The 15,194-nt window shown below is 54.9% G+C and carries 10 protein-coding genes; 4 read left to right on the plus strand and 6 right to left on the minus strand.

The window, feature by feature from the left end; translation table 11 throughout:
- Positions 1 to 27: 27 nt before the first annotated feature.
- Genes IG617_RS10485 through IG617_RS10500 form a run of 4 tightly spaced genes read right to left on the minus strand, consistent with a single transcriptional unit; the run spans position 28 to position 6,339 of the window.
- Positions 28 to 1,557, minus strand: coding sequence for a type VI secretion system Vgr family protein (locus IG617_RS10485; RefSeq protein ID WP_192109202.1), 1,530 nt, complete (start codon positions 1,555 to 1,557; stop codon positions 28 to 30).
- A gap of 30 nt (positions 1,558 to 1,587) precedes the next feature.
- Positions 1,588 to 1,992 (minus strand): PAAR-like domain-containing protein, encoded by a 405-nt coding sequence (locus IG617_RS21945; RefSeq protein WP_420826147.1) that lies wholly within the window; start codon positions 1,990 to 1,992, stop codon positions 1,588 to 1,590.
- Positions 1,992 to 3,113 carry a pentapeptide repeat-containing protein gene (locus tag IG617_RS10495; RefSeq protein WP_192109204.1) on the minus strand — a complete coding sequence of 374 codons (1,122 nt, stop codon included), beginning with the start codon at positions 3,111 to 3,113 and terminating at the stop codon, positions 1,992 to 1,994. Before IG617_RS10495 ends, IG617_RS21945 begins: the two co-directional genes overlap by 1 nt.
- Entirely contained in the window at positions 3,106 to 6,339 is a 3,234-nt protein-coding gene (locus IG617_RS10500) for a DUF2169 domain-containing protein (RefSeq protein WP_192109205.1), read from the minus strand. Before IG617_RS10500 ends, IG617_RS10495 begins: the two co-directional genes overlap by 8 nt.
- 516 nt (positions 6,340 to 6,855) lie before the next feature.
- On the opposite strand from IG617_RS10500, the gene IG617_RS10505 reads away from it, so the two are divergent.
- The 4 genes from IG617_RS10505 to IG617_RS10520 all read left to right on the plus strand — a co-directional run bounded on the left by IG617_RS10505 (position 6,856) and on the right by IG617_RS10520 (position 13,750).
- On the plus strand, positions 6,856 to 7,368 hold the full coding sequence (locus tag IG617_RS10505; RefSeq protein WP_153770237.1) for an Hcp family type VI secretion system effector: 513 nt from the start codon (positions 6,856 to 6,858) through the stop codon (positions 7,366 to 7,368).
- Between the two features lie 245 nt (positions 7,369 to 7,613).
- Positions 7,614 to 10,316 carry a type VI secretion system ATPase TssH gene (tssH, locus tag IG617_RS10510; RefSeq protein ID WP_338109963.1) on the plus strand — a complete coding sequence of 901 codons (2,703 nt, stop codon included), beginning with the start codon at positions 7,614 to 7,616 and terminating at the stop codon, positions 10,314 to 10,316.
- A gap of 96 nt (positions 10,317 to 10,412) precedes the next feature.
- Positions 10,413 to 12,068, plus strand: coding sequence for a sigma-54-dependent Fis family transcriptional regulator (locus IG617_RS10515; RefSeq protein ID WP_192109207.1), 1,656 nt, complete (start codon positions 10,413 to 10,415; stop codon positions 12,066 to 12,068).
- Between the two features lie 35 nt (positions 12,069 to 12,103).
- Positions 12,104 to 13,750, plus strand: a complete 1,647-nt coding sequence (locus tag IG617_RS10520) for a serine/threonine-protein kinase (protein WP_192109208.1) — start codon at positions 12,104 to 12,106, stop codon at positions 13,748 to 13,750.
- A gap of 19 nt (positions 13,751 to 13,769) precedes the next feature.
- Here IG617_RS10520 and IG617_RS10525 read toward each other — a convergent pair whose 3' ends face one another.
- Entirely contained in the window at positions 13,770 to 14,543 is a 774-nt protein-coding gene (locus IG617_RS10525) for a MinD/ParA family ATP-binding protein (RefSeq protein WP_192109209.1), read from the minus strand.
- A gap of 24 nt (positions 14,544 to 14,567) precedes the next feature.
- Complete coding sequence (locus IG617_RS10530) at positions 14,568 to 14,993, minus strand: hypothetical protein (protein WP_192109210.1); 426 nt, start codon at positions 14,991 to 14,993, stop codon at positions 14,568 to 14,570.
- Positions 14,994 to 15,194: the final 201 nt, after the last annotated feature.

Raw genomic sequence — 15,194 nt, forward strand, 5'->3', positions numbered from 1 at the left:
TCCTCTAAAAACATGAATCTCGAAAATTTAAACGGCACCATCGCTCATTTGCATGACAATGCCCGAGCTTGTTCTCGTGCGATGGGCCACATTTTGGTTTGTCGATGTGATCGGATTGGTCTGTTCACCGTTGGAGACTGCGCCAAGGATAATCGGCCGATCAGGATCACCGTGGATAAAGCCAAGGATCACTTCGGTTCCGATCAGCAAAGTTGAATGGGCGCCATAGCCGTCTCCGCCGCCGTAAGGCTCCATTTTCCGGATCTGAGCACTGGCCTTGCCTTTTGATAGACCGCTTTCTTCATCCAGGATTCGAACCTTGTAGCGCCCGTAATCGTCAAGTTCAGCGCGTTTGCCCTCTGTTTCGCCATCGATCACAGCGCTCAGGTAACCATGCACGGTCGGCTTGGGCGTTACGCAGGGCGTTCGATAGCCGGCGTCAAACGGGACACACCTGAAGGAGTTGTTATAGGGAGCCGCTGTCTTGTCAGGCGAACTGAAACCGAATGGCGTGGTCATCGTGATGCTATGATCAACCTCAACCACGATATAGAGCCCGTCCAGATCAGAGATCGGATGATCGGTCAGTTTGAAAAACAGGCCGGGTCGCAACAGCGGGATGTTACTTTGACCGCGAAACGAAAGATATTCCGACTGCAGCTGTTCCACACGCCGCTTCGCGAGAAAATTTCCCTCAGAAACAGTGCTGTAATTCTCGCCATAAAGAGTGCTCACGCCCTGGCCTTTGTGGGACGCATTTTCGGAAACAGACAGTGAGACCTTTGGCGTTTCCTCGTTGTATTCGCGCAGTGCGAGCGTGCCGCTGGAGGCTGCATATTCGGCATTGAACGACCAGATTGCAAAATCACCTTGGCTGAGAATTTGTTGTTTGCTGCGGTAGGGAAGCTCCTCGGTCAATTGCCGACCGGAGAGTTTCTTGAAGTGCTCCTTCCGGTCCCCAAAAACGATCTTCTCCTGATCGCCGTCATGCTGGAAGGTGAAGAAAATCCCGAATTTCTCACAAAGCCGGCATATGAAATCGAAATCCGTTTCGCGGTACTGCATCACGAAATCGAGCTTCGGGTAGCTCGATTTTTCAGCGAGCATCTGATGCTGAAGCGTTCGAGCAATGCGATTGGAGGATGTGCTCGACCCGGCTTTGTTGGCATCGGAGAGCTCACCCTCAACAATGTCGACGACGGTCACGTCCTTGTCGGACCCGTAGACCTGGTTCTGGGCGCTATAGCGCAACATGGCAAAACCCGGCTCGATCGAAAAGCCGTAACAGAACTCACGATTGGGGGTCGGGTCGAGGGTTCTGGCCTTGGACACAACACCATGCACGACCGCCGTTTCATCGACGATCGTCAGTTCAAGTTTTACGGCTTTGCCAATCAGGGGATCCAGCGAAATGGGATCTTTGGACAAGACATCGACATTGAATTCATAGGCGGAGCCGATCGCCTCATGCCCCGAAACGCTTTCGACGTGAACGTCGTCGGAGGCCATTCCCGGAAGGGTCAGTTTCATTTTCTGGACGATATCGCCATTACTCATGACCTTATTTCCTCGCTGCTATGAATTTTGTCAGGGGCTCGGATTCAGCAATCGAATCTGGGAAGGAACGAGCGTTGTGCCGACTGAATTAGGTGATAAACCGTTTTGAAGTGTGGGATCTAAAAGGGCTCGTGTCGCAGGCATGGCCTGTATGAAGAACTTGACCGAGCCTTTCACATTGCGGCTGTTGGAACAGACCATTCCGGAGGCAACTCCGGGCCCGGGCCCACTGATCGTGGCTGGAGCCAGGTTCGTCATGTTGTGGCTCGGCATGCACATCAGCAGGCATCTGAAACAGGTTGGTATCTCGGTTGCCCTGAACCCCATGCTAAACAATGGGATGGGCACAGGCCCGACCGGTGTCGGTTGCAAATAAACGTCAGGAACCGAGAAATCCATGCCAGGGATCGGGCCCTGTGAATTTACAAAAGGCATTAGAGTGCTCCTCCGTTCGGGGCATTTTCTCCATCCAGAGCGACCATCTTCGGAGAATACAATTCGCCAATCGCCCGGTCCTGATCCGTGTCGATCCGGCTTCCTGAGGCGCCGAGCATGACCGTGCCGTCGGTTTTGGCGGCATGCAGTTTGGTATTGAAAAAGGTTGTTGCGGCCAAATTGGCACCCGAGATGTCGGCGTGAGAGAATTCCGCCTGCCTGAGATCGCATCTTTCGAACAACGTCGCCCTGCAGTCAGCCTCCTGAAAAACAGCCGAGAAGAGCGTGGATCCGGTGAAATTGGCTGCACTCAGACTTGCGCCCGCGAAATTCGACATCGGCAAAGTACTTCCGGAAAGGTCAATGCCGTCGAGTTGGCACTTGGTGAAGCCTGTTGAATTTCCAGAGATCCCGGTTAGGCGCGCATCCTGAAAATCGCATTCTGCAAACACCGAGGCATCGAGTTGGGCTCCGGTGAAATCAGTTCCGATAAATGTCGCCTGATAAAAAGTGCAGCGTTGCCATGACTGATTTGAGAGGTCTTTCCCGGAAAGATCCGCATCTGCAAACACGGCCGTGTCGATATAGGCGTTTGAAATGTCGACACCGCGCAAGTCAGCGTCTGTCAGCATGAAGTTCGACAGTGCTGCACCCGACAGGGAAATATTCTGAAGGCCGCAGGCCAGAAGAGCGCATCTGTAGATGGCGGCGTCTTGAAGGCTTGAATTTTCAAGGTCGACCTTTGCAAGCGACACCTGATCAAGCTCCGCCGTCAGGAAGTTCGCGGCTTTGGCGGAACCGGCCACCAACTGCGCCCTCTCAAGAGAGCAACCCGCCAGATTTGCGCCGTCCATATTGCATTCAACGAACTGGGTGCCCTTGATGATGGCACCGGAAAACCGGCAGCCTTGCAGTTCACAGGAGACAAATTGGGCCTCTGTCAGATCAGCATCTTCGAAATCACATCCGCTCAGGTCGCATTGAATGAAGCGTGCCTTGCTCAGATTTGACTTGTTGAACTTGAGGCCTGGGCCACTTCGCAAAAGCACAGGCTGCTCGTGCTCGACGAATGCAAAAATATCCTCGATCGTAATCGGCTTTAGGTCGGGCATCTTAGGCATGGGTCGGCTGCTCCAGCGAAGTCATGCCAAGATTTGCGCCCGAAAGGTCGCAGCTGGCGAGATTGGCCTCCAGCAAGTTGGCCGCATAGAGGTTTGCCGCTCGCATGGAACAGCGTCTCAAGTCTGTCTGGTTCAATGCTGCAGAAAACAGATTGGCACCGAAGAAGTCGCTGTCGGCGAGCTTCGATTTGCCAAACAGGCAACTCTTGAAGGAGCCGAGTCTCAGGTCGGTTGCCTCCATATCGCAGGCGTTGAAGAAGCAGGAATGGCAAGACGCTCTCACAAAACAGGATTCCTGCAACTTCGCTGTGTTCCAGGAGGTCTCTCGCGCTTGCAACGCATCGAACCGGCTGCTGCTCAGGTCGGAGTTGCCCATGAAGCCAACGGAAAACAGGGAGGCGCGTCTGAAGTCTACGTTCGGAGCCTGGATCTCCATAAACGCAACGCGTTCCATCGATGTGTCTGAAAAGTCTGCATTGGCGAGTGGCAAGGACATGAACACCGCGCGCTCGAGCCTGCTGCCTGCGGCCGAAAAGCCGTTTGCGCTGCCAAGTAGCATCTGTAAATCCGAGACCTTGCATCCTCGGAGGCTCACGTTGTCCAGGGTGCACTCAATCAACTGACTCTCGGACAGGACAGCTCCGTCAGCGGTGAGGTCTGAAAGATCAGACCGAATGACCGTCAGGCCGTTCAGAGTGGCGTTGGTCAATGTCGCGCCACGCAGGGAGGCCTGGCTGATGTTTGCCTTGGTTAGATCGGTTCCACTCAGATCCGCGCCGTCGAGCGTGGCGCCAGCAAAAACGGCCTTTCCAAGTTTCGCTCCGGCAAAGTTCGCACCCGTCAGGTCCGTGTTTTCAAAGAAAGTTCCGCTCAGGTCCAGACCGCTGAAGTCGGCATTGCGCAAATCTGCTCCTGCGAGGTCGGCGCCTTTGAAGTCTTGCCCGGATGCGAGGCTTTCGACGACGAAAGTGCCAAGCCGCTCGGCCACACCAGGTAGAAGTGGCTCAAATGGACAAAGCGGGGCAGGTGACATTTGCCTGCCCGTTGCCAGGGCCTCTGCCACACTGGTCTCCGCCTCGTCTATTTTTTGCAGCGAGTCGGTCTTGGCCTTTTGGGCCTTTTCCGGCGGTGTAAGTCCGTCCATGGCTTCGCTGTCAGGCGGCGCTATGTCCTGAACACGAGACATGAGTCCGCTGATCGGGTCGTCCTCAGTGCCTTCGGGAACAAGATGCGAGGCCATCGAAAGGAGCTTGCCTTCCGCCGCCGCCAATGCCTGCTCCATGGCTTCTGTGCTTAGTCCATCTTTGTATTCGGGAAGTTCGGGGATGAGTGCATCCCGTTTAAAGGATGTCTCACGCGGGGCGATCTCTGGAAGAGGCAGTGAGTCGCCGATCATGTCCAGAAACTCATCATCAAGACCCTGCTGCAGCGTGGAGGGGTCGCTGATCTGGTCCACCATCCCCAGATCCACGTCATTCAAGCTCGTGCGTGCCTCATGCAGCAGGGACCCTTCTGGCAATCCCAGGGCACGCGCGCGGGCCGTTTGAAACTGTTTCTCTACGGCCTCGGTATCGGATCCGCTTGGCTCATCGAAAATCTGGAACGCTTCATTGATCGCGGCCTCGATTTCGTCGGCGCGCTCGGTCTCATTCGGGTCGATGATTGACAGCATCTGATCCTGGGCGGAGCCCAGCTGTGTTTCCAGCTCCTTCAGTCCAACCGCCACGTCCTTGTCGAGCTCAAGATCCTGATACTTCGCCAGTTTCTCATCGCTTACAATCGGCGTTCGAGCGATGTCCGGCAAGACGGCGTTCGGCGCTGCCGTCACGATGGCCCGGCGCTGTATCTCGGCTTTCGCCATCTCCTCGTCCATCCGCGCCATCAAGGCATCTTCGAGGGACTTCATGTCATCCATCAAGGCGGCGAGATCCAGGTCACCATTTTCGATTTCTTCAGATGTCGGTTGCGCAACGAGGGGGAGGTCGCCAAATGCATTTTCATCGACCGGAGGTATGAGCTCCGGTGGCATTTCCTCGTCTTCCATGAATTTTCTGGCGGCCCAGTTTTGGTTTTCCAGAAACCGGATCCGGTCTGCCTGAGCCTTTTCAAGTTTTTCCTGACGCCGCGCGCTTACTTTGCCTTGAGCGACCTCGGGCATCAGCTGAAAATCCGAGAGAGCATGTTTGTGAGCCTCTTCCGGATCAGTGCGTTTGTTGAAGACATCTAGATAGTAGTCCGCAGGACGTGGTTCGGCATCGACATGCTCAACCGCAATCATGATCGTACCGATATCTTCGGCGAACCGGTCGGCGCCCCTGATAAGTCCCCGAAATGTAAGAACAGCCTTCTCGACGTTCGGAAAGAGGGTGACGGTGTCACAAACCATCGTCGTTTCGGTGAAGCTTTCGTCGTGGGGTTGGTGAAAGAACCCACGCGTTCTCAGTCGTGGCAGCTGCCCGCCTACCGTCGACGTGCCCCTGGACATGCCCGAGATGGCAAATGTTTCACCACCCTCGAAATAGCCCTCGAACCTTTGATCGTCCGGCGCATCGCAGTGAAATAGCGGATTGAAATCCTCCGGCTTGAGCGGAGAGACCTTTTTGATCCAGTGTTGGTCGTAGGTTCCCGCATAGCGCATGCGCTGGGCATCATCCGGTGCCAAGGGACCAAAATGGGCAGGCTGCGGTACATCGTCAATCGATCGGATCGGCGAATTGAGATCTTCGACGTTCGGCAGAGGAGCATCATAACCCGCATTCACGATCCTTCGGGAGTCATGCCCCTTTCCATGCGGGTTCAATTTGAAGTTTTGGCCGCCGAACGCTTGGACATTGCCGACGGGCATTTTGTGAAATGGCTGTGCCGGTAGCATCTCTATGCCCTGATCGGTCAGCCTCCAGTAACGATCTCCGAATACAGCGAGCCGTTTCTCCCAGCCACCAAGTCGAGCAATGACTTTTTGACCTTGGACAGGTTCATCCGTTGGCGCCAGCGCATGACCGGCAATGATAACCTCGGAACGGGGTTTCAGCTGGCCCTTGTCGAACATGGCGCCGTTCGGCATTTGCTCGGTAACCATCGGCCACAGAGCCTGTTCCGTTAGCAGACGTTCGGGTTCAGAAAAATCAACAAGCAGGAATGCGCTGACCGTTGTCAGCCCGCCATCACGAACGGCCTCAGTTTGGGATGCGACCGAAACACGGCTTGGTTTGATTATCGCTGGCACGTCTCGGGTCTCCGCCTGCATGCTGACTTATCGAGTTCCACGCTCATTTTCTGAGGTCTTGCCCCACTATTGGAAATGGATGAAAACACGGTCTGAAGACACTCCTGCAACAGCTTGATCAAAAAGCTGGAAGTTATCGAGTGTCAAACCTGCTTTAGTATCGTGAGAGGGTCAACTAGCATTTATTTTCACACGCCCAATTCAGATCAAGAAAGCTCTGAGAAAAAATCAATGATTTCAAGTGCAGAAGAATATGTGCTGATCGAATAGAAGCTGTCTAAGAATTATTTTCTGTATTTTACTCCCGAAATTGTGGGCGATAATTCACACTATCATTGGAGAATTGTGAGGTAATCTGCACACTGACATAATTGACGATGCAATTCAAAATTCGCTAAGATATTGATTCTAAAAATATAAAAAATATTCTCCTGTTTGGCACAGCGTTTGCGAATGATGGTTGGTCGGCGCCGGGTTGCTCCGGCGAATTGAAATAAATCAGTTCAGGAGGCCGAAATGGCTAACATCGGATACATCACGATCAGTGGCTCTACCCAGGGCGAAATCACCAAGGACGCTTCAACCGCAGATTCCATCGGCAACGTCTGGCAGGAAGGCCATGAGGGCGAGTCCCTGGTCTACAAGTTCGAGAGCAACGCAATCGTACCGCGTGATCCGAACTCCGGCACAGCCATCGGCACTCGCCGTCACCAGCCGACCGTCTTTGTTAAGCCGCTCGACAAAGCATCCCCAATGCTGTGGCAGGCGCTCGCTACAGGTGAAAACCTGGAAGTCGAGATGAAATTCTGGCGCACCTCCGTCAGCGGTGTGCAAGAGCATTACTACACAATCAAATACACCGACGCCGTTCTCGTTGAAGGCAAGACCATTCTGCCGGACGTCAACGATGAAGCAAACACATCTCGTGGTGACCTCGAGCAGTGGGCTCTGACCTACCGCAAAGCTGAATGGACCCACGAAATCGCCGGCACTTCAGCTTCTGATGATTGGCGCGCTCCAGTTACCTGATGATCGTCCTTTACCGGATATCAGGGTAACAACGATTACAAGCTAAGCCTCCAGGGTGCCGTTTCGCAAATCGGAACGGCACCCGTGGCCATTTCCGGTCATTGATAACGCGTCCTCTTTCGGCGTAGTAATAAATTCTATTTTTCAAGGGGCTGTTTTCAATGCTCCTGTCATGAAAGCAAAATACTTGGTTAGATTATAGCATTGGCAGGCTAGCCGATGCTTTTTCAGGGAGCGGAATTTTGGTGGATCTTGATCTTCGTCGCCTTATTAGTCGCCTGAATACCTATTCTCGCCGCGCGCTGGAATCTGCGGCTGGACTTGCGGTGACCCGTGGGCATTTCGAGGTGACGATAGAGCATCTGCTTTATGTGTTTGTCGAGGACAGCCAACACGACGTCCAGACTGCCTGTCGGCACTTCGAAGTTGATCCGACAAATTTCAAAAAGAGCCTGCATTCGACACTTGAGGACATGAAGCGCGGCAACGAAGGCCGGCCAGTGTTCTCACGCTTGCTGATTGAGTGGATTTCAGATGCCTGGCTGGTCAGCTCCGTCGAGTTAAACCTTGATCAAGTGCGTTCGGGCAGCCTGTTCGCAACGGTTTTTGCCCAACCCAACCGTTTCGGCGATGACCGGTGGCTTTCTGAGCTGCAGTCGGTCTCCTACGAGCAGTTCAAGAAAGACTTCGGCGCGGCGGTCGAGGGATCAGAAGAGACAACCACCGAGCAGACCTCCGGGACCAGCAACGAAAGCAAGGCAACGCCTGGTGCGAGCCCTGACAGCGCGCTGGCGAAGTTCTGCACCAATTTCACCGAGCAGGCGCGGCAGGGCAAGATCGACCAGGTGTTCTGCCGTGACCGCGAAATCCAGCAGATGATCGATGTGCTGGGCCGTCGACGCAAGAACAACCCAATCTGCGTTGGAGATCCAGGGGTCGGCAAGACTGCCGTTGTTGAGGGCTTGGCGCGCAAGATCTCTGAGGGCGACGTTCCCGACATGCTCAAGAATGTCGAGTTGATCGGTCTTGACCTTGGAATGTTGCAGGCCGGTGCTGGTGTTAAGGGTGAGTTCGAAAACCGCCTTAAGGGCATCATCGAAGAGGTTAAATCCTCGCCGAAGCCCGTCATCCTGTTCATCGATGAAGCGCATATGCTCATTGGTGCGGGTGGTTCAGCGGGCGGCGCTGACGCGGCCAACCTATTGAAACCGGCGCTGGCACGCGGTGAGCTTCGGACCATCGCGGCGACGACCTGGAGCGAATACAAGAAATACATCGAAAAAGACCCGGCCCTTGAACGCCGGTTCCAGCTTGTAAAGCTGGATGAACCCAGCCCTGCTCAAGCAATCACGATCATGCGCGGGCTGCGCACCGCCTATGAAAAGAACCATGGCGTCTACATTCGGGACAACGCCGTTTCAGCGGCCGCTAAATTGTCGGCTCGGTATATTTCAGGCCGTCAGCTGCCTGATAAGGCGGTCGATGTCCTCGATACCGCCTGTGCCCGTGTGAAGCTGTCACTATCCTCAAAACCATTCGCGATCGAGTTGAGAGAGAAGAACCTCGGCGAACTTCGCCGGGAGCTTGATTCCATTCGTCGCGACCAGCAGTCGGACTTCGGTGACGAAGCTCTTCAAGTATCTGAAATTGAAGAAAAAATTTCCGATCTCGAAAACGAAATCGCCGAGTTGACGTCAAAGTGGCAAGAAGAACTTTCCCTCGTTGACGAAATTCTGCGCATGCGCCTTGAGCTTGGCTTGACGCTCGATGAGGATGCTGCTGAGCCTGACAGTGAAGCCAATGACGGTGATACTGACAGTGATACTGGCGGTGATGAAGCGCCAGCCGCACCGGATCTGGATGAACTGCGTGTGAAATATCGTGAGGTGGCCGAACAGTTGACCGCCATACAGGCCGGGGACCCTTTGGTCTCCTTCGAGGTCACTGAAGAATCCGTCGGGCAGGTCATTGCTGATTGGACGGGCGTTCCGCTCGGGCGAATGGTTGAGGATGATGCTCAATCCATCCTGTCGCTTTCAGAGAACCTGAAGGCCAGGGTGGTTGGCCAGGACCATGCCATTCAGGCAATCGATGAAGCATTGCGCACAGCCAAGGCCGGGGTGCAAAACCCGGACGCGCCGATGGGTGTTTTCTTGTTCGTTGGCCCGTCCGGCGTCGGTAAGACCGAGCTGGCAACGGCCATCGCCGATCAACTGTTTGGCGGCGAGCGCTTCCTTATTTCGATCAACATGTCCGAATTCCAGGAAAAGCATACCGTATCGAAGCTGGTTGGCTCTCCCCCGGGTTATGTTGGTTATGGCGAAGGTGGTCTCCTGACCGAAGCTGTGCGCCAACGACCCTATTCCGTCGTCCTGCTCGACGAGGTCGAAAAGGCAGACCTGGAGGTCATGAATCTCTTCTACCAGGTCTTCGACAAGGGCATGTTGGCAGATGGCGAAGGCCGGCAGATTGATTTCAAGAATACAATCATCGTTCTGACCAGCAACCTCGCAACGGATGTGCTTACCGAGATGGGCACATTGCCCACACAGCCGAGCTCCGATGAGCTGGTTGCTGCAATCCGGCCGATCCTGAGTGCGCATTTCAAACCGGCACTGCTGGCACGCATGCAGATAGTGCCCTTCTACCCGCTAGTTGGCGCGCCGCTTGAGAAAATCGTCCGTCTGAAACTCAACAAGGTCGGCAAGCGGCTGTTGGAAAATCAGAAGATGACACTCCATTATTCTGACGAGGTGGTCGCCGCAATCTCCGCCCGCTGCACGGAAGTGGAGACAGGCGCCCGCAACATCGACCATATCGTGAACCGTACGATCCTTCCTGAACTGTCGACTGAGCTTTTGACCCAAATGGGGTCAGGTGATGCATTCTCATCGGTCTCGATTGATGTCCAGGGAGATGGTCGTTTTGGATATACGCTGTCAGTCTAGGATTGTTCGACGCGCCTATTGTGCCACGACGACGTTGAAGCCGCCCTGTCGACATTGTGTCGCCGGACATTTGTTTGGTCTTGGAGGCATTGTTGAATGATGCCTAAAAACGCTGTTTTTCAGGATTTGATAGACCTTTCGATTGCTCTGGCAAGTGAGCAAAAGATCGAGTCCGTCATGAACCTGGTGCTTGAGGCGTCCATTCGCCTGTCCGGTGCCGAGGGCGCGTCGATTTATGCCCTGGACACGCTCGCTCATTACCTTCATCGCGTGAGTTCCAAATATCGCGGGCTCATCGAGGTGATGGCCGAAGGTGAGCGGATCCCGATCTATAGCGGTGAGAAGACTCCCAACTTGAATGAACCGGCGTCGCTTGTCGTTTCGACCGGGACGCCCGTCAATATCGGAAACATCGACAGCGCCATCGGCTATGACTTTTCCCGAATTCGGGAAGACGACAAGCTCGGTGGGACACGAACACGCTCGCTTGTGATCGTGCCCCTGACGATTCAGGAAAATCGTTCCATCGGCATCCTGCAACTGATCAACGTTCGCAACGGCGCGGATGAGATTGGAGCGCTGGAGGACGCTGCGTTGCGTCCATTGATGAGTTTCGCCAGCCAGGCAGCCGTTTGCATGTGGAATAGCCGTCTCGTGGAGGAGAACTCCCGCTTGAATCGGCAGTTCAACCGCCAGCTTGCGGAACTGCCAAGGCAGCGAAAGGCCAAGAAAGAAAGCCAGACGCGCAAATTTGCCAAGCCGGGCGGCCTCGTCGGTGATAGCCCGCCGATTGAGCACGCGATTTCCTTGATTTGCAAAGCCGCGGTTTCCGATGTGCCAATTCTTCTGCGAGGAGAAACCGGTACGGGCAAGGAAATGATGGCCAGTTTCATTCATCAATCGAGCGATCGCAGCGGCAATCCGTTTGTGGTGCAGAACTGCGCCGCGCTGCCTGAAGCTTTGCTGGAAAGCGAACTCTTTGGTCATGTCAAAGGCGCGTTCACCGGTGCGGCGACCACGAAACAGGGGCTCGCCCACGAAGCGCACAAGGGGACGTTGTTCCTGGATGAAATCGGCGACATGCCGCTTAGCCTCCAGGCCAAGTTGCTCCGCCTCTTGCAGGAAGGCGAAGTCCGCCGTGTTGGATCCACGAAGACCGAAACAGTCGACGTGCGTATTGTAGGTGCCACGAACGTCAATCTTGAGAAAAAGATTGCCGAAGCCGAATTCAGAAAAGACCTGTTTTATCGGTTGAACGTTTTTCCGATCCAGATGCCCCCTCTTCGGGAGCGTCCCTCTGACATTCCCAAGCTGATAGATCATTTCTTGAAGACATCATCCGAGAAATTCGGACGTCCGATGCCAGAAGTCAGCTCGGATGCCTTGGACGCTCTGCTGTGCTGGAGCTATCCGGGCAATGTTCGCGAGCTGAAGAATATTCTGGACCGGGCTCAGCTGATGGCAGACGCCGATCAGCCGATCCAGATCACGCATTTGCCCGGAGAACTGGTTGGCTATTCCGACAAGGAATCCTCGCGAATGCCGGCCGTTATCCCGGATGGGGACCTCAAAACGATTGTCGGTCAATACGAGGCTCTGGTTTTGGAAGCGAAAATGCGCGAAGCTAATTGGAACAAAAGCTTGGCAGCTCGGATCTTGAAAGTCAGCCGGCGGACGATTATCGAAAAGCTCAATCGATATAATATTAGTCGGCCGAAAGGTTACGAGATCCCAGATTCAGAAAGTCTCTAAAACTGAAATTCTTGCGACCGAAAAAACCACCTCAGATGCCAGCGACGGGTTCGGACGAGGATCCCACCGGCGCAGTCAGCGCATTTGTCACGGGGCGGTCCAACTACGATCTTCTGGTGCGTCGGCTCAAGACTTACGCAATGAAGTCTGAACACCAATTTGAGCAGGTTGTTGGCGTTATCCGGCAATCGATTGAGGAAGGGCGCCTTCCGAACGATCTTGGTACCATTGTCTTGCAGCAGTTGCCTGGCGCAACGAAAACAAGCGATGCGTTCAGCGTTGCAGATCTGGGCTTGCCGGGAACGTATCCGCCCACCACGCCCATGGCTGCGGCCTCGACGGCTGGCACACCAAATGCTCTTTTGAATGACGATTTCGACGAACCGACAATTCCCCGAGTGTTGCATTTGCAGGGCATGGGGCAAACGCCGGCCGCAGCGCCGGTTCCAAGCCCAACAATTTCTCCCCTGCAGGTGGCTGGAGAGCTCGGCTTGTCAAAAGGGGAAGCAGCGCTCACGCTGACCGGACACCGCGATCAGACGACGGGCAAGCCCTACCTGCCGCCGCTGCCGTTTCTGGCAACCCCGAAGAGCACTTCAGGGGATGAAACGCGTCAGAAGGTGGACGATGTCGTGCTGTCTTCAATTGTCGACGATTACCGCGGGTTCCGCAAAGGTCGCGACGGCGACGCGCCGGAAACGAAAGCTCCAGAAGAGCAGCCAGAACAACTCGACAAGTTTCTGACCAACTACAGAAGCGCTCGCTTTCGGTCAGATGCCCGCCGCTCTGGCAGCGATCGCTCACGTGAGGCTCAAAACCTTGAAAAATTCGGTGCTGCAGGCGCGCCGCGTGCCGGCGTTGGGAGCATTTTGCGGGATCGGTTTATTCTCGACGTAGAGATCGGTCGAGGCGGCATGGGAGTGGTCTATTCGGCCGTCGATCGCCGAAGGCTGGAGGCGGGAAATGCCCAGCCCTATGTCGCCGTGAAACTGTTGAACGACGAATTCCGCACCAATCCGGACGCCCTGCGCATTCTGGAAGCCGAGGCCCGCAAATCACAAATGCTGGCGCACCCCAATATTGCCTCGGTTTATGATTTTGATCGGGATCGTTCCGAGGTCTTCATCGTGATGGAGCTCTTGAAAGGGGTGCCGCTGAACCGCCGGTTGGCGCAATCCGTCGGGCTGGCGCTCCCGGGAAATGAGGCAAGTGCGATCTTGACCGGGATTTGTTCGGCGCTAACTCACGCGCATTCCCAAGGCGTGATTCATTCGGACCTCAAGCCTGGGAACGTTTTTCTGGTCGAGGACGGTCCAGTCAAACTGCTCGACTTCGGTCTGGCCGCTGCGGCAACCGCTGACGGCGCAGACGAAACGCTCGCAGACGCCATGACCACCGCCTACGCCAGCCCGGAAATGTTCGACCGGGCGCCGCGCGATCCGCGAGACGATATCTTTGCGCTTGGCTGTATCGCCTATCAATTGATTTCCGGAACGCATCCGTTTGCCATGCGACCGTCAAATGAAGCCGCTGCGGAAAACCTGGAACCGGAGGTCCTGAGCGATCTGGATGTCGCGGCCTGGACCGCGATCCGCAACGCGCTTCAATTCGACAGAAATAAACGGACAGCGAGTGTCGAGGACTTCATGACAGCGTTGTTTGATGCGCCGAGCGAAGACTGAAAGCCTTCGAGACAGGCTCCTACTCGATCGCGTCAACGATCGATTCAATTGCTCTCGTAAAGGCATGGTCAGGCTGCAATGTCCGGAGCAAGCCGGTGCTGCCAATCTGAATCAGGTCTGTCGAGAGCGGGAGGACCGCTGCGACCGGCGTGCGATAGTTGGAAAACACCCGTTGTGCCAGATCGTTGAAGTCGAATGCCTCGAGCGCCTTGTTGACGATCAGGAACAACTGAGGAACCTCAAGCTTGCGCGCCAGATCGAGTGTGACAGCTGTGCCTTGGTAATCCTGGACATCGGGCCTGAGGATCAGCAGCAAGGTGTCGGAAATCGCGATCGAGAGCAACGTTTCCTCATTGACCCCTGGGTGCGTGTCAATCAGCAAATAATCGAGCTCGAGCTCCTGGCAAAGAGTGATGAACCCGCGATTGAGGTCTTCGACATCGTATTTCTCTTTCAGAATACGGGCGATTTCACCGGTCTTGATAGACGAAGGCACCAGGAAGACCTTGGCTCCTTCCGGGGGAACAACATCGCCATTTGCGTCGACCACCCCACCAGTCACGTCAATCGCGCAATCGGTGACACCACAGTGCCCCCACAGGAAGTTGTTCAAGGTATATTGGACTGAATTGAGGTCGACCTTGAAAAGCGTGTGGATGCCGGGCGACTGAATGTCGGTATCGACGATCCCGACCCTGTGTCCGCGAATGGCCAGCGTCGCCGCAAGGTTCGCGGTGACATTGGATTTGCCCGTGCCGCCCCGGTAGGAATGCGTGGAAATGATCTTGGTCAAGCGAAGCTCTCTGAAATGATTGGTCTAGGGATCGGTCTTGAATTTCGACCTCAGGGATTTGGCGCGTGATTGCAGCGACTTGAAATAGTCGCTGTCGGTGACCTGCTGGATTTCAAGTTCTGCCTGCTTTTCGTCGTAGGTCACGTCCAATTTGTCGAGACGTGTCCGAAGAACGGCGTTTTCTTTTTTCAACTTCGCTTCGGCAGCCTCCAGAAGGCGCCTTGTTTCCGTCAGATCCGCGATCAGCTGACTGGCGTGAAATTCCCGTGCTTCGACCTGCACCACCATGCCAGCGAAGGTTTCCGCAAGAGCGCGTATATCCTCTGGAACGCCTTCGTTGGTCACAACGTCGTAGAGTTCATCAACATCGTCAAATCGGCCATGGGCAATCGCCTCGCAGGTTGTTGCCAGGCTCTTGATCGCTGTTTGCGTCTTGTCCGGTGTATCCAATGAGTTCCCCTGCACGTCACCAAATTCCAAGTTTCCCGAAAGCCTGGTTTGGAACGACGTTCCTCTCCTCTAGCGATACACGATCGCGGCCTTCAGCGTCAAAAGTCTATCGACATTCACTGGCGATTTGCGGTCATTCGTATCGAAGGACGATAGCCCTTGTTTTTAAGGTTTATTGGTCCAATATGTGACAGAATTCTT

Source organism: Roseibium polysiphoniae, assembly GCF_014842925.1.
In the GTDB taxonomy this organism is placed as follows: Bacteria; Pseudomonadota; Alphaproteobacteria; order Rhizobiales; family Stappiaceae; genus Roseibium; species Roseibium polysiphoniae.